This window comes from Streptomyces sp. NPDC005494 (assembly GCF_042872025.1).
GTDB lineage: Bacteria > Actinomycetota > Actinomycetes > Streptomycetales > Streptomycetaceae > Streptomyces.
On sequence record NZ_JBIAJR010000002.1, the window covers coordinates 1 to 15,152 of the forward strand.

The 15,152-nt window shown below is 70.9% G+C and carries 15 protein-coding genes and 1 riboswitch; of the genes, 8 read left to right on the plus strand and 7 right to left on the minus strand.

The window, feature by feature from the left end; all coding sequences use genetic code 11:
- The 5 genes from ACFYQ6_RS06010 to ACFYQ6_RS06030 all read left to right on the plus strand — a co-directional run.
- Positions 1-687, plus strand: a 687-nt coding sequence (locus ACFYQ6_RS06010) for a flavodoxin-dependent (E)-4-hydroxy-3-methylbut-2-enyl-diphosphate synthase (RefSeq protein WP_361573401.1), incomplete at its 5' end; no start/stop codon positions are given.
- Positions 688-712: 25 nt separating this feature from the next.
- Entirely contained in the window at positions 713-2,623 is a 1,911-nt protein-coding gene (gene dxs, locus ACFYQ6_RS06015; RefSeq protein WP_388760974.1) for a 1-deoxy-D-xylulose-5-phosphate synthase, read from the plus strand.
- Positions 2,620-4,017, plus strand: a complete 1,398-nt coding sequence (locus ACFYQ6_RS06020) for an aspartate aminotransferase family protein (RefSeq protein ID WP_361573397.1) — start codon at positions 2,620-2,622, stop codon at positions 4,015-4,017. Before dxs ends, ACFYQ6_RS06020 begins: the two co-directional genes overlap by 4 nt.
- A gap of 60 nt (positions 4,018-4,077) precedes the next feature.
- Positions 4,078-4,692 (plus strand): XRE family transcriptional regulator, encoded by a 615-nt coding sequence (locus ACFYQ6_RS06025; RefSeq protein WP_361573395.1) that lies wholly within the window; start codon positions 4,078-4,080, stop codon positions 4,690-4,692.
- Between the two features lie 85 nt (positions 4,693-4,777).
- Positions 4,778-4,948: a DUF6126 family protein gene (locus ACFYQ6_RS06030; protein WP_361573393.1), complete on the plus strand. Its 171-nt coding sequence runs from the start codon at positions 4,778-4,780 to the stop codon at positions 4,946-4,948.
- A gap of 32 nt (positions 4,949-4,980) precedes the next feature.
- Here ACFYQ6_RS06030 and ACFYQ6_RS06035 read toward each other — a convergent pair whose 3' ends face one another.
- Positions 4,981-5,805 carry a tyrosine-protein phosphatase gene (locus ACFYQ6_RS06035; protein ID WP_388760979.1) on the minus strand — a complete coding sequence of 275 codons (825 nt, stop codon included), beginning with the start codon at positions 5,803-5,805 and terminating at the stop codon, positions 4,981-4,983.
- 402 nt (positions 5,806-6,207) lie between these two features.
- Positions 6,208-6,396, plus strand: a riboswitch (cyclic di-AMP (ydaO/yuaA leader).
- 4 nt (positions 6,397-6,400) lie between these two features.
- On the opposite strand from ACFYQ6_RS06035, the gene ACFYQ6_RS06040 reads away from it, so the two are divergent.
- Complete coding sequence (locus ACFYQ6_RS06040; RefSeq protein ID WP_361573389.1) at positions 6,401-7,315, plus strand: LysM peptidoglycan-binding domain-containing M23 family metallopeptidase; 915 nt, start codon at positions 6,401-6,403, stop codon at positions 7,313-7,315.
- A gap of 165 nt (positions 7,316-7,480) precedes the next feature.
- The gene (locus tag ACFYQ6_RS06045) at positions 7,481-8,308 is read left to right on the plus strand and encodes an SGNH/GDSL hydrolase family protein (RefSeq protein ID WP_388760982.1); all 828 of its coding nucleotides are present in this window, start codon (positions 7,481-7,483) and stop codon (positions 8,306-8,308) included.
- A gap of 4 nt (positions 8,309-8,312) precedes the next feature.
- Here the strand turns inward: ACFYQ6_RS06045 and ACFYQ6_RS06050 are convergent, their stop codons facing one another.
- Genes ACFYQ6_RS06050 through ACFYQ6_RS06075 form a run of 6 tightly spaced genes read right to left on the minus strand, consistent with a single transcriptional unit; the run spans position 8,313 to position 14,563 of the window.
- Positions 8,313-9,272, minus strand: a complete 960-nt coding sequence (locus tag ACFYQ6_RS06050; protein ID WP_388760985.1) for an STM4011 family radical SAM protein — start codon at positions 9,270-9,272, stop codon at positions 8,313-8,315.
- A 9-nt stretch (positions 9,273-9,281) separates the two neighbouring features.
- Positions 9,282-10,661 (minus strand): STM4012 family radical SAM protein, encoded by a 1,380-nt coding sequence (locus tag ACFYQ6_RS06055; RefSeq protein ID WP_361573384.1) that lies wholly within the window; start codon positions 10,659-10,661, stop codon positions 9,282-9,284.
- A complete protein-coding gene (locus ACFYQ6_RS06060; RefSeq protein WP_361573382.1) occupies positions 10,658-11,470 on the minus strand; it encodes an STM4013/SEN3800 family hydrolase in 813 nt (270 codons plus the stop codon). The genes ACFYQ6_RS06055 and ACFYQ6_RS06060 overlap by 4 nt, the downstream gene beginning before the upstream one ends.
- Before the next feature lie 37 nt (positions 11,471-11,507).
- Positions 11,508-12,653 (minus strand): STM4014 family protein, encoded by a 1,146-nt coding sequence (locus ACFYQ6_RS06065; RefSeq protein WP_388760988.1) that lies wholly within the window; start codon positions 12,651-12,653, stop codon positions 11,508-11,510.
- Entirely contained in the window at positions 12,634-13,599 is a 966-nt protein-coding gene (locus ACFYQ6_RS06070; protein ID WP_388760990.1) for an STM4015 family protein, read from the minus strand. Before ACFYQ6_RS06070 ends, ACFYQ6_RS06065 begins: the two co-directional genes overlap by 20 nt.
- Before the next feature lie 7 nt (positions 13,600-13,606).
- Positions 13,607-14,563 carry an STM4015 family protein gene (locus ACFYQ6_RS06075; RefSeq protein ID WP_361573376.1) on the minus strand — a complete coding sequence of 319 codons (957 nt, stop codon included), beginning with the start codon at positions 14,561-14,563 and terminating at the stop codon, positions 13,607-13,609.
- Positions 14,564-14,825: 262 nt separating this feature from the next.
- Here ACFYQ6_RS06075 and ACFYQ6_RS06080 point away from each other — a divergent pair, with 262 nt between their 5' ends.
- A complete protein-coding gene (locus ACFYQ6_RS06080; RefSeq protein WP_388760993.1) occupies positions 14,826-15,152 on the plus strand; it encodes a hypothetical protein in 327 nt (108 codons plus the stop codon).

A 15,152-nucleotide genomic window follows, 5' to 3' on the forward strand; every position in this document is an offset into this window, starting at 1 on the left:
AAGTACGGCAAGGCGACGCCGGAGGCTCTGGTGGAGTCGGCGCTGTGGGAGGCGTCGCTGTTCGAGGAGCACGGTTTCCGGGACATCAAGATCTCGGTCAAGCACAACGACCCGGTCGTGATGGTGAACGCCTATCGTCTGCTGGCGGCGCGGTCGGACTATCCGCTGCATCTGGGTGTGACGGAGGCGGGTCCGGCGTTCCAGGGGACGATCAAGTCGGCGGTGGCGTTCGGTGCGCTGTTGTCGGAGGGGATCGGGGACACGATCCGGGTGTCGCTGTCGGCCCCTCCGGCGGAGGAGGTCAAGGTCGGGCTGCAGATCCTGGAGGCGCTGAACCTCAAGCAGCGTCGGCTGGAGATCGTGTCGTGTCCGTCGTGCGGGCGTGCGCAGGTGGATGTGTACAAGCTGGCTGATCAGGTGAGTGCGGGTCTGGACGGGCTGGAGGTTCCGCTGCGGGTCGCGGTGATGGGCTGTGTGGTGAACGGTCCGGGTGAGGCGCGTGAGGCCGATCTGGGTGTGGCGTCGGGCAACGGCAAGGGCCAGATCTTCGTGAAGGGCGAGGTCGTCAAGACCGTCCCGGAATCGAAGATCGTGGAGACCCTCATCGAGGAAGCCATGAAGATCGCGGAACAGATGGAGGAGGCGGGAACCCCCACCGGGGCTCCGGCGGTGACCGTGAGCCGATGACAGGACCAGAGAGAGGGGCCCGAGCGTGTCGGTACTGGAATCCATCAAGGGGCCGCAGGACCTCAAGGCGCTGACTCAGCCGGAACTCGGCGAACTCGCCGAGGAGATCCGGGCGTTCCTCATCCGGGCGGTGGCGAGGACAGGCGGCCACCTCGGCCCCAACCTCGGAGTCGTCGAACTCTCCATCGCCCTGCACCGGGCCTTCGACTCGCCCGTGGACCGCATCCTGTGGGACACGGGACACCAGAGCTATGTGCACAAGCTGCTGACCGGGCGTCAGGACTTCTCCAAGCTGCGCGGCAAGGGCGGCCTTTCCGGTTACCCCTCCCGCGAGGAGTCGGAGCACGACGTCATCGAGAACTCCCACGCCTCGACGGTGCTCGGCTGGGCCGACGGCCTTGCCAAGGCCAACGAGCTCCTGGGACGTCCGGACCACGTCGTCGCGGTGACCGGCGACGGGGCGCTCACGGGCGGGATGGCCTGGGAGGCGCTGAACAACATCGCGGCGGCCGGGGACCGGCCCCTGATCATCGTGGTGAACGACAACGAGCGCTCCTACGCCCCGACCATCGGCGGCCTCGCGAACCACCTGGCCACCTTGCGCACCACCGACGGCTACGAGCGCTTCCTGGCCTGGGGCAAGGGAGTGCTCCAGCAGACCCCGGTCATCGGACAGCCCCTCTACGGCTCCCTGCACGGCGCGAAGAAGGGCTTCAAGGACACCTTCGCCCCGCAGGGCATGTTCGAGGACCTGGGCCTGAAGTACCTCGGACCCGTCGACGGGCACGACATCGAAGCCGTCGAGACCGCACTGCGCAGGGCGAAGCGCTACCACGGGCCGGTCCTGGTGCACTGCATCACCGAGAAGGGCCGGGGCTTTCCGCCGGCGCTGGCCGACGACGCCGACCGCTTCCACACCGTCGGCAGGATGGACCCCCTGACCTGCGAGCCGCTCGTGGTGCCCGCCGCGCCGTCCTGGACCTCCGTGTTCGGCGACGAGATCGCCGAGATCGGTGCCGAGCGCCGGGACGTCGTCGCGATCACCGCGGCGATGCTGCACCCGGTGGGGCTGACCCGGTTCGCCGAGGAGTTCCCCGACCGGATCTGGGACGTGGGGATCGCCGAGCAGCACGCGGCTGTCTCCGCGGCGGGCCTCGCCACCGGCGGTCTGCACCCGGTCGTCGCCATCTACGCGACCTTCCTCAACCGCGCCTTCGACCAGCTGCTGATGGATGTCGCCCTGCACGGGTGCGGGGTCACGTTCGTCCTGGACCGGGCCGGCGTCACGGGCACCGACGGCCCCTCGCACAACGGCATGTGGGACATGTCCCTGCTCCAGGTCGTGCCCGGTCTGCGGATCGCGGCCCCGCGCGACGCCGAACGGCTCCGTGAGGAACTGCGCGAGGCCGTCGACGTCGACGACGCGCCCACCGTGATCCGGTTCCCCAAGGAGCCGGTGGGGGAGCCGATCGCCTCCCTCGGGAGGATCGGCGGGATGGACCTGCTGCACCGGGCCCCGGACCCCGCCGTCCTGCTGGTGGCGGTCGGGGCGCTCGCCCCGGTCTGTCTGCAGGCCGCCGACCTCCTCGCCGCCTCCGGCGTCCGCTGCACGGTCGTCGATCCCCGCTGGGTCAAGCCGGTCGACGGACAACTGCCCGGACTGGCGGCGCGCCACGAACTGGTGGCGGTCGTCGAGGACAACAGCCGCACGGGCGGCGTCGGTTCGGCCGTGGGACAGGCGCTGCGGGAAGCGGGCGTCGACGTACCTCTGCGGACCTTCGGCATCCCCGAGCAGTTCCTCGCGCACGCCGGACGCGGCGAGGTGCTGGCGGACATCGGACTCACACCGGTGGAGATCGCCGGACACATCGGCGCCGTGCTGGAGCGGCGCGCGACAGAGGAGGAGCGGAGCGTGCGGAGGGAGAGCGGCGCATGAAGGACGAACGGCCGGAAGGGTTCGATCTCACACGGCTCCTGGCGGAGCGCGGCGGCGAACGCTACGAGCTGCACACCCGCCACCTCAACCACCAACTGCCGCGCATGCTGCGCACCATCGGTTTCGACAAGGTCTACGAGAGGGCCGAGGGCGCCTATTTCTGGGACGCGGACGGCAACGACTACCTCGACATGCTCGCCGGCTTCGGGGTGATGGGGCTCGGCAGGCACCACCCTGTCGTACGCAAGGCCGTCCACGACGTCCTGGACGCCTCGCTCGCCGACCTCACGCGCTTCGACTGCCAGCCGCTGCCCGGTCTGCTCGCCGAGAAGCTTCTGGCGCACAGCCCGCACCTGGACCGGGTGTTCTTCGGCAACAGCGGTACGGAGGCGGTCGAGACCGCGCTGAAGTTCGCCAGGTACGCCACCGGCAGGCCCAGGATCCTCTACTGCTCCCACGCCTTCCACGGGCTGACGACCGGCTCGCTCTCGGTCAACGGGGAACAGGGGTTCCGGGACGGGTTCGCCCCCCTGCTCCCCGACACCGCCATCGAGCTCGGTGACCTCGACGCCCTGCGCCGTGAGCTGAAGCGCGGGGACGTGGCGGGACTGGTCGTCGAGCCGATCCAGGGCAAGGGCGTCCACGCCGCGCCGCCCGGCTTCCTCCGGGAGGCGCAGGAGCTGCTGCACCGGCACAAGGCCGTGCTGATCGCCGACGAGGTCCAGACCGGGCTGGGCAGGACCGGCGACTTCTACGCGTACCAGCACGAGGAGGGGGTAGAGCCCGATCTGCTCTGCGTGGCCAAGGCGCTCTCCGGCGGCTACGTGCCGGTCGGCGCGACGCTCGGCAAGGACTGGATCTTCAAGCGCGTCTACTCCTCCATGGACCGGGTCCTCGTCCACTCCGCCAGCTTCGGGTCGAACGCGCAGGCCATGGCGGCCGGGCTCGCCGTCCTAGCGGTGATGGAGCAGGAGGAGACCGTCGCGAACGCCCGGCGCACCGGTGATCTGCTGCGCGAGCGGCTCTCCGCGCTCGTCGGCCGCTACGAGCTGCTGCACGAGGTACGAGGCCGCGGGCTGATGATCGGGATCGAGTTCGGCCGTCCCTCCTCGCTCAAGCTCCGCAGCCGCTGGACGATGCTCCAGGCGGCGCGCAAGGGTCTCTTCGCGCAGATGGTGGTCGTGCCGCTGCTCCAGAAGCACCGCATCCTCACCCAGGTCTCCGGCGATCATCTGGAAGTGATCAAGCTGATCCCGCCGCTGGTCATCGGGGAGGCGGAGGTCGACCGCTTCGTGACCGCGTTCACTGCCGTCATGGACGACGCGCACAGTGGTGGCGGGCTGATGTGGGACTTCGGCAGGACGCTGGTGAAGCAGGCCGTCGCCAACCGCTGAGGGATTTGCCTCTGAGGCAATAAACTTGCCTCAGAGGAAAGATCCTGGCCCAATGGAGTCATGAATCCTTCTGACGAAGGGGTGGCCGACGAGCTTCCAGGGGTTGCGCCACGCCTGCGTGACCTGCGCCGCAACCGCGGTCTGACCTTGGAGGCCGCGGCCGGGCGGGCCGGACTCTCGCCCGCCCACCTCTCCCGGCTCGAAACGGGCCGGAGGCAGCCCTCGCTGCCCATGCTGCTCGGACTCGCCAGGGTCTACGGTACGACCGTCTCCGAGCTGCTGGGCGAGATGCCGCCCGAACGTGACGCGATCGTCCGTGGCGGTCCCCTCGAAGGCGCGCCTGGCGGCGACGGCGGCTGGCTCTACCGGCAGGCCGGAGGCTCGGGCCGGGCGATGCAGGCGCTGCGCGTGCGTGTGCCGTACGGCACCGAGGGCGACCTCGTGCGTGTGCACCCCGGGGAGGAGTGGCTGTACGTCCTCGACGGCAGGCTGCGCGTCGTGCTCGGGGACACCGTGCACGACCTCGATCCGGGTGACAGCGCGCACTTCGACTCGCTCACCCCGCACAGGATCGCCGCGCTCGACGTCGGCGGGGCGCGGCTGCTCTTCGTCCACACGCTGCTGCAGAGCCCCACCGCGGAGCTGTGCCTCGGCGGCGGGGCTCACCGTCTCTGATCCGGCACCGTCGCCGGTCCGGCACGCGCCCCAGCCTGCCGACCCCTTGTCACCCCGGCCCCCGCGGCCGGAAGAGAGGACCGTCATGTCCGATTCGGAGCACTACGACCCGCTGACCCCGCGCAGGCAGAAGAGCGCGGACACCCACGAGCGGAGGATGCCTCGCGGCGTCGTCATCCGGCTCTTCGCCTACCTGGTGGCCGGCCACGTCGTCGCGGCCTTCCTCTTCCTCCTCTTCAGCGTGGCCGGCAAGTGACCGCTGTGGCGTCCGGAGGCTGACCGCCGGCCTCAGGCGTCCTCGACGAGCCGCTCGCGCAGCTTCGCGCGGGTGGCCGCGTCGATCTTGAGTCCTTCGAGGAGATAGCGGTCCGTGCCGCCCCAGACCTCCTCGATGGTCTCGAACGCCGCCGCGAGATAGTCCGGGTGGGCGCCGAAGAGCGGATTGAGCAGTTCCATCACCTCGTCCGACATCCCTGCCGACGAGGTGTCGCTCCGCCGCACCTTGTAGCGCCGGTGAGCGTCGTTGGACTTGAGGTAGTCGGCCTCGATGGCCTCCTTCTCGACCCCGACGGCCAGCAGCGAGACCGCGACGGACAGCCCAGCCCGGTCCTTGCCCGCGGCGCAGTGCATCAACGCGGGCACACTGTCCTCGGCCAGCGCGTGCAGTACACGGCTGTGCTCGGCGGTGCGGTCCTTGATGATCGCGCGGTACGAGGCGACCATCCGCGCCGTGCCCTTGCCGTCGGCCAGGATCGAACGCAGCTGCTGGATGTTGCCGTCGCGCACCAGTCGCCAGAACTCCGCACCGTCGGCCGGGTCGGAGAGGGGAATGCTGACATTCCGGACTCCCGGCAGCTCCACGTCATGGCCGTCGAGCTTGTGGTCGGCCGCGTTGCGGAAGTCGAAGACCGTGTGCAGGCCGAGCCCGGAGAGGAAGGCGGCGTCCTCGGGGGTGGCGTGGGCGAGGTGGCCGCTGCGGTAGAGGCGCCCGTAGCGGACCCTGCCGCCGTCGACGGTGGGGAGGCCGCCCACGTCACGGAAGTTGCGGACACCGGTCAGCTCGACGTCCGTCGTCCCGGCGCCGGCCGGCGGGACCTCTGGCAGCTGCGTCACAAGGGCTCCTGTGGTGTCTGGCGTCGGCGCCGCTCGCCGACGGGGGCACGCTCGCGACGATACGACATGGCTGCACCTGCCAATCGTCTCGGGCGCGGCTCGGTGAAATGGGGTGACCGGTCGTATGGGTTGGTCAGTGAAAGCAATGACATGTCCGTATTGGTGTATTTAGTCGAACATGCTCTGCTTGTACGGGAGATGGTGTGAGGTGGGTGAGCGGGATCATATCCGTGACGGTGTGTGGCGGAGCCGCCGGTGGGTATTCCTGACGCCGCGCGGAATGCCAAGATCCGTAATCCACGGAGGGTGACGGGAATTCCGCGCGGAAATTGAAGCGCCGATTCCGGTGCGCAATCCGTGGCTTGTTCCCGGCGACCCGGCTCGCTTACGGTCACGGTCAATCCGGATGGAACGCCTAATCCTGCCGCCGTCCGGAATCCGCACCGACACACGTGTGGCAGGAGCGGGGGAACCAGGTAAGCCGCCGGCCGGAGGGATCCGGAACCGGCTCGGGGTCAAGTCGCGCACCGCGCGGCCGGGCATCTCCAGTCCGCACCCGACAGCTCACCTCGCAGGCGCCGGAGAGGAATGCCCCATGCCCGCAAAGGGTAAGCACCGCCGTACCAGGACCAGCCCGATCTCGCGCGGCATCCTCGCCGTGGGGACCGGCGGCGCCGTTCTCGCCCTGCCGCTGATCGGCGCCACCGGCGCCAACGCGGCGGAGCAGTCCGCACCGGCCGCCAAGACGGCCGCGCAGAGCGCGCCCGCCGCGGCCAAGAGCACCCCGAAGACCTACTCCGTCGTCGCCGGCGACTACCTGGCGAAGATCGCGGCGGAGAAGAAGATCAAGGGCGGCTGGCAGAAGCTTTACAAGGACAACCGCGAGGTCGTCGGCGGGAACCCGAGCCTGATCCAGCCGGGCATGAAGCTGGTTCTCGGAGCCAAGGCGTCCGGTTCCGCGGAGGCCGCGCCCTCCAAGGCCGCGCCCTCCAAGGCAGAGACGGCCGAGAAGGCGGCCGCCCCTGCCGAGAAGGCTGCCGCTCCGGCGGAGAAGACGGCGACCACGACCTCCACCGAGTCCGCCGCGTCGGAGGGCAACACCTCCGGCTACGCCGCCCCGGTCGAGAACCCCAACGTCACCACCCAGTACCGCGCCTCGGGCGCCAGCTGGTCCAGTGGCTACCACACCGGTTCCGACTTCCAGGCCGCGTCCGGCACCAGCGTCCGGTCCATCGGCCCGGGCACCGTGGTCTCGGCGGGCTGGAGCGGCTCGTACGGCAACGAGGTCGTCATCCAGCACAGCGACGGCATGTACTCGCAGTACGCCCACCTGTCCTCGCTGGAGGTCTCGGCCGGCCAGACCGTCACCGGTGGCCAGCAGATCGGTCTCTCCGGTTCCACCGGCAACTCCACCGGTCCGCACCTCCACTTCGAGGTCCGCACCGGCCCGGGCTACGGCTCGGACGTCGACCCGATCGCCTACCTGCGTTCGCACGGCGTCTCCATCTGAGACCCGGCGCCCTGAGGGCGAGGCAGGAGGGGCGGTGCGCCACGGCGCACCGCCCCTCTTCTTATTCCGGCTTTACCAAAAACTGACCGGGTGGTCTTTCTCACCACCCGTCAACCCCTTATTACGGTCGCGTAGGTCACATTCGAAGGTGCAGGATAAGCGCTTGTGGCAGACGATTCGAGAAACAACCAACGAGGCATCATCGGGTCGTACGCAGCGATTGGCGACAGCTTCACCGAAGGCGTCGGGGACCCTGGCCCGGACGGTGCGCTCGTCGGCTGGGCGGACCGGCTCGCGGTCCTCCTCGCGGACCGGCTCCCGGTCCCGCACGCGGTGGTCGCTCCTGTGGACGACACGCACGGGAACTTCCGGTACGCCAATCTCGCCGTACGCGGACGCCTCCTCGACCAGATAGTCGAGGAACAGGTCCCCCGCGCCAAGGAGCTGGCACCTGATCTGGTGAGCTTCTGCGCGGGCGGAAACGACATCCTCCGTCCCGGCTCCGACCCGGACGACGTGGCAGAACGCTTCGAACGCGCGGTCGCCGAGCTGACGCAGACGGTCGGCACCGTCATGGTCACCACCGGCTTCGACACCCGCGACATCCCGGTGCTCAAGCACCTGCGCGGCAAGATCGCCATGTACACCGCGCACGTCCGGTCCATCGCCGACCGCTACGACTGCCCGGTCCTGGACCTGTGGTCCCTGCGGTCCGTGCAGGACCGGCGCGCCTGGGACAACGACCGTCTGCACCTCTCGCCCGAGGGACACACCCGGGTCGCGCTGCGCGCCGCCCAGGTCCTCGGCCTCGACGTGCCGGCCGACCCGGACCAGGCGTGGCCCCCGCAGGCGCACCGCGGGCCGCTGGAGGTACGCCGTGACGACATCCAGTGGGCGCGTGAGTACCTCGTCCCCTGGATCGGCCGGCGGCTGCGCGGCGAGTCCTCCGGTGACCACGTCGCGGCCAAGCGTCCCGACCTGCTCCCGCTCTGACCGATCAGCGCGTGACGATCGGGAGGGGACGCCGGGCAGGGCCCGGTGTCACGAGTCCGTCCGGGGCCGCATCCCGCCCCGGACGGGCGTGCGTCCCCGACGGCCCGCCCGGCACAAGGACCGGACGGGCCGGTACGCGCTCCAGCACGCCGCCCGCGAAGACGTCGTACAACGGCAGCGTCTCCAGGTGCACGTAGCCGATGTGGCAGTCGCACACGTCGAGCGGACAGCCACGCGGACCGAGCGCCTCGCGGTAGCTGCCGTCGTAGAGATTGCCCAGCTCCGCCCTGACGAAATGACAGCGGCGCACCGTCCCGTCGCCGTCGACGGAGACGACCGACTCGCCCGTCCGGCAGGGCAGCCCGGCGGAGCGGTGCGGGAACCGGCTGTAGGGGAACAGCGGGTCCAGGGCGGTCCAGAGGTCCGCCTCCTCGTCCGTGTAGGTGTGCCCCTCGGCGGCGTTGACCCAGAGGTAGACCTCGGACGGCAGCGCCGCGCGCAGCCTCCTCGCCTCCTCCAGATGCTCCGCGAGCCCGACGACACCGACACTGTGCCGGACCCCCAGAGCCGTCAGCTCCCGGCACCTGCCCAGGAAGCGCTCGTACGGTGTCTGGCCCGGGTGGTAGGTGCACCACAGGGCGACCTTGTCCCGCTCCGCCTCGGCCAGCCAGCCCGTACGCCCGCTGAGGTTGGTCTGCACGGCGACCCGCTCGATGTGCGGCAGGCGCGACAGCTCCACGAGCGCGCGCCGGTACCAGGAACGCACCAGGGCCTCGCCCCAGGGGGTGAACAGCACCGACAGCCGGTCACCGGTCTGCTCGGCGGCCCACGTCGTGAACCGCGCCAGGGCGGCGCGGTCGGCCCGCAACTGCTCGCCGCTGTCCCGTCGCTTGGCGAACGGGCAGTACGGGCAGTCGTAGTCGCACGAGGCCAGCGGGCCCCGGTACAGAAGCGTCAGGTCCATGCCCGTCCCTCACTTCGCCTCGTACGCGGCCATCGCGGCCCGTACCTCGGGTGAGAACAGCTCGGGGCCCAGCGCGTCCGAGTGGGCCAGGCCCTCCGGGGAGAGACGCAGCAGCGCGGGGCGGGCCGTGGCGTCCAGCCAGCCGCGGGCGTCGAAGAGTTCCAGCTCGGCCCGGAAGTCGTCGTACGGATCGGAGGCGAAGCGCTCGCGGTACTCGGCGGTCCGCATCCCCTCGGCCTGGAGGAGCGACTGCAGGAGGTGGCGCCTGCGCGCCTCGCCCTCGTCGACGTACCGGCCGACCTCCGCGCGGGAGAAGTCCTCGGCCGTGGTGAAGCCGTCGATGATCCCCCGGATCTCCCGCATCTCCACGGCGTAGTCGAAGGAGTAGTGCAGCGAGGACGTGTACGAGCGCGCCCCGCAGCCGAGCCCGATCATGCCGTCGGTCTGGCAGGCGTAGTCGTCGGGACCGGCGTGCGGGGCGTCCGTGCGGCGGAACATCCGCATGGACACCTGCTCGTAGCCCTCGGCCAGCAGACGGTCACGACCCGCCCGGTACAGCCGCAGCCGCTGTTCGTCCCAGGCCGCGTCCGGTTCGTCCGGCGCGTCGGCCCCGGTGCCCAGCCGGCCCAGACCGGTGAGCGGGCGTACGTAGAGCGGATAGAGGTACAGCTCCTCCGGGCGCCAGGCCAGGGCGGCGTCCAGCGAGGTGCGCCAGCTCGCCTCGGTCTGGCCCTCGATGCCGTAGATCAGATCGATGTTGAGGACCGGGATGCGGGCGTCCCGGATCCGGCCGAGCGCCGCTTCCACGTCGGACCGGTGCTGCGGACGGACCGCCGCGCGGACCTCGGCGTCGACGAAACTCTGCACGCCGATGCTGACGCGCGTGGTGCCCCGGTCGGCGAGCACGGCCAGCCGGTCCGCCGTCGCGGTCGACGGTGAGGTCTCCACGGAGAGGGGCACCGAGCTCAGATCCACGCCCATGCGCTTCTCCGCGATGTCGCAGAGCCGCTCCAGCTCGCCCGCGGTGAGGAAGGTGGGGGTGCCGCCCCCGAACGCGGCGGCGGCGAAGCGGACCGGTTCCTCGTCGCCCAGCGCCTCCCGCACGGTGGTCGCCTGCCGGTCGAGGGCGTCGAGGTAGCGGGTCGTCAGCTCGCCGGGAGCGCCGATGCGGGTGAACAGATTGCAGAAGCCGCAGCGGACCTCACAGAAGGGTATGTGGGCGTAGAGGGAGAGCGCGTCCTTGCGCTCAGCGGCCCACAGTTCGCTCAACAGCGGGCGTCCGGCGGGATCCTCGCCCAGCGGACGGTAGGCGGTCTTGTGCGGGTAGGCGTAGACGTAGCTGCGGTACGGGCCGGAGCTGTCCGTCGTACCTCGCGTGGCACCGGTCATCGAGTGGCCCCCGGTTCGAGGAAGAAGTGGGCGTAGGGGACGGTCCAGACGGCCTCGTGGCCCAGGCGGTGACCGGTGTAACCGTCCTCCCCGTAGGCGGTTCCGTGGTCGGAACAGACGATGGCGAAGCACCGGCGGCGGCTGCTCGCCGCAGCGAAGAGGCGCCCGATGTGCCGGTCCACGTATTCCAGGGCGGCGGCGTGGGTGGCGCGGGAATCGCCCGCGCCGGCGTCGGCGCCGGGCAGGTGGAACCAGTTCGGCTGGTGCAGCGCCGACACGTTGACGAACAGGAACAGCTTCCGGTCCGCGGGGAGACCGGCGACCACCCGCTCGGCGCACGACACCTGGGACTCGAAGGACGTCGGCGAGGCGACCCCGAACGCGGGCTCCCAGTGGCTCTCCTGGAACATGCCGGGCAGTACCGAACCGAGCGGGGGGCGGCCGTTGAAGAAACCCACGCCGCCGACGCACACCGTGCGATAGCCCACCGCGGCGAGCCCCGAGACGAGATCGGGGGTCTCGTGGACGAAGGTGCGCTCCGCGGTGGACTCGCTGCCGGCGAAGCGCGCGGCGAACAGCCTCGGGTGGGGACCGGGCGCCGCGGGCGTCGGCAGGAAACCCGCGAACATCGCCTGGTGGGAGGCGTAGGTGAAGCTGCCGGGGGCATGCCTCTTCTCCCAGACACCGTCCGGCAGGTGCCGGACCAGATTCGGCAGGCGTCCGGCAGCCGCGAGTTCCTCGGCCACGTCGAACCGCAGGGTGTCCAGGGTGACGAACAGAAGGTCGTGGCTCCCCACGACCGCGTTCATGTCGGGGCCGGGCGTCCTCGCCTCGGGGTCCGGTCGTTCAGGGTGATTCGGTGACACGGTCTTTCCTTGCTCGGTCCAGTACGGCGGCGATCTGCGCGCCATAGGTGTCCAGGCCCTCCGCGCCGCTGCCCGGCAGGCCCGTCAGGCGCGGAAGGAGGTCCCCGAAGGCGTTGACCTCGCCGACCGCGAAGCGCCGCCAGCCGGTGGAAGGCAGGAGATCGACGCCCACGCACAGCGTGTCCGGGAAGCAGGCCGCGGCCCTCTCGCACACGGCCAGGGCGGCGCTCCAGCTGCCGCCGGCGGTCTCCACGGCGGCCCGGACGTGGTCCAGATCCCCGCGAGCCCCGCCCAGATGCAGATTGGTCATCGGGGACCGGCTCGTCCGCACGACCGCGTGCGTGGCTCGCCCGGCGACCACCACGACCCGCAGGTCGGCGACGCGACCGCGCTGGGAGGCCTTGGGCAGCCAGCGCTCGACGTGCAGTCCGTCCGGAGCCAGGGCGTCGACTAGCACCGCGGCCTCCCGCTCCGTCGTGCACCTGCGCACCCGGAGCGAGTTGAACAGACGGCCCTCCTCGTCGCGCTCCACGGAGGTGGCCGCCCGCACCCTGCCCGGCCCGGCCGTTTCCAGGGCGATCACCCCGGACGCCGAGGAGCCGTGCGCGGGCTTCACGAACACCCGCGGCATGCGGTGCTCCGCCATCAGGGCCCGCACGTCCGCCCAGCCGCGCACGGGGGCTCCGTCCGGGCCGGACGTGGGGGAGTCGGGCACCGGCACCCCGGCGGCGTCCAGCACTCCGTGGCAGAGCCGCTTGTCGAACAGCACCGCGATGTCCCCGGGATCGTCCAGCAGCACCGCTCCGGCGGTCGCGGCGGCCTCCGCGACCTCCCGTACGGCCGAGGTGAAGCGGGCGTACCAACGGGCGGAGCCCTCCACCCGCGTCGGGTCGTCGCCCCCGCGCAGCAGGCGGTCCACCTCCGGGTCCTCCCCGGGCGAGTCGACGCGCACCGTCTCGCCGGGGTGGAATTCCGTTTCACCCCGCAGCACGGCCGGCCAGGACACCGTGCGCGCGGGCGCGAGGCCGGCAGCGCGCGCGGCGTCCTGGAAGAGGCCGACCCTGCGGTTGCCGGGGATGCCGACCACCGCGAGGCGCGGCTGCGCACTACTCGCTGACGGCGACATAGCGCGTCTCGTCGTCCCCGGTGTCCCGGTCTTCCGCTTCGGCGAGATCGACCCGGACGCCCGCGCGGTCGCACAGCTCCCTGATGCGGGAGACGAGGGGGGCGGAGAGGTAGTGGTGGTGCAGATCCAGCACGGACAGGTGGGTGAGCGGCTGCCCTTCGACGAGAGCCCGCCCGCCCGCGTCACCGAGGGTCCCCAGGGAGAGTGAGAGCGATTCGAGCCGGGCGACGATCGGTGCGGAAGCGACGGCCGCGGCGATCTCGTCCTGCATCTCGCTGTTCCGCAGGCCGAGATGGCGCAGACGCGGCAGCCCGGCGCCGGACAGCACCGGGGCCAGATCGGTGACCGTCGCGTCGCCGCCGTACCAGCTGACACCGAACCAGAGGTCCAGCCGCTCGAGGGCCGGCAGCTCGGACGCGCCCACCGCGCGGACGAAGTGGGCGGGCAGCCCACCGGACTCGACCCGGAGCGAGGTCAGCGCCTGATGGCGGACCGGGCGCAGCCGCAGGTGTTCCTCGGGCTCCGTGTAACCGCAGCCGCGTACCACCAGTTCCTCCAGCAGCGGCAGGGCTTCCAGCACCGGAGTGATGTCGCACATCTCCAGCCAGGAGATCTGGCACTCCTCGCTGTCCACATCGGCGAGGAACAACGCGCGCAACGCCGGGAAGCGGTGCGCGTCGGCGGCGATCGCCTCGACCACCGGCGCGAAGGGGACGTAGTCCTCGTCCCACCAGGGGCCGATCAACAGTGCGCGGACGTGGCCGGGGTCGACCGTCGCGAGGAAGCGCGGCCAGGCGTCCTCGAACGCCAGCTCGTCCGTCATGCAGTCCAGCCGCCAGGCCACGGCGCCGGCCTCAGGCAGCGTCGCGGTCACCGCGGAGCCGGACAGGGACAGGGTGTGGACCGGCAGGCCGTGGAAGGTGTCGGGGTGAGTGACGTCGATCATCGCTCCGTCACTCCGCGACCGCGGTGTAGCGGCCTTCGGCTCCGCGGTCGTCCCACGGCTCGCAGCGCTCGGACAGGTCGACCGACACGCCGTGCGGCTCCAGTGCTTCGGCCACCCGTCGCTCCATCGGGACGCTCAGGAAGTGATGGTGCAGATCGAGCGCCCGGAGATGGATGAGAGGCTGGCCTTCGAGCAGCGCGGCGGCTCCCTCGTCCCCCAGTGTGCCGTTCGACAGGTCGAGTGTGCGGAGCTGCGCGACGACCGGAGCCGCGGCTATCGCGGCCGCGATCTCGTTCTGCAACTCGCTGTTCCGCAGCCCGAGATGGGTGAGCCGGGGGAACCGGGTCCCGGCGAGCAGCGGCGCCAGGTCCGGGACGGTCGCGTCACCTCCGTACGCGGAGACGCCGAGCCAGAGGTCCAGCCGCTCCAGCGCCGGGAGCTCGCTGTCCAGCACACCGCGCAGCGCGTCCGCCGGGAGCCCGCCGCTCTCGATCGTGAGCGCCCGGAGCGACGCGTGCTCGACGGGCGGGAACTCCAGGCCGCTGCCGCCTCGTACACCGAGGTGGGTGAGGTCGGGATAGGCGGTGAGCAGAGCCGTGACGTCGGACTGCTCGATCCACGAGATCTCGGCTTCCTCGCTCATCAGATCCCCGACGAACACCGCTCGCAGAGAGGTCAGCCGGTCGGCCGCGGCGATGACGAGGCCGAGAGGGTAGGAGGAGTTCTCCTCGTACGCCTCGCCCCACTGCCCGATGATCAGCGCCTCCACCCCTGACGGGTCGACAGCGTCGAGGAACGCGCCGAACTTCTCCTCCCAGTCCGCGTCCTCCTCATCGGAGTACGGATCGACGCTGATGCGCCAGGCCGCGGCATCGGCCGCGGGACGGGCCTCCCCGTCGGTCTCGCGCTGGAAATCGACGGCCGGAAGGCCGAGCAACTCGTGCAGACGGTCCGCGTCGGACATGGCACTGAGCTCCTGATACTGGGGGCGGCTGATGTCCGCAAGGTTTATCAAGTGCCACTGACAACGCCGCTACCGGGCCCGGTACGGACGGCCACGGGGCACGGTACGGACGGCTACCGGGTCCGGTAGGAACGACTGCCGGGTCCGGTACGAACGGCTACCGGGTCCGGTACGCACCGTGGGCGCAGCCGATTGTCAGACCCCCCTCGTAGCGTTTCATCCATGGCCGGCACAGAGGTGCCGGGACCGAGGGGAGACGTCTGTGTACCGGCAGGGTGACGTACTGATCGTGGCGACGGAGGAGTCGGCCGTGCCCGCCCACTTCCTCGACGCACCGGGTGAACCGCGCGACGGGCGGGGGAGGCTCGTCCTGGCGCTGGGCGAGGTCACCGGGCACGCGCACGCCGTGCAGGGGCCGGGGCGGCTCATGCGGGAGGCGGGACCGTTCGGTCCCATGCTGCTCCATCTCCCCGAGGGCGGACGCGTGGTGCACGAGGAGCACGCGGCGATAGCCCTGCCCAAGGGCTGGTTCCGCGTGGTGCGCCAGCGGGAGTACGCACCGGGCGCGGTCAGGGTCGTCGCGGACTGA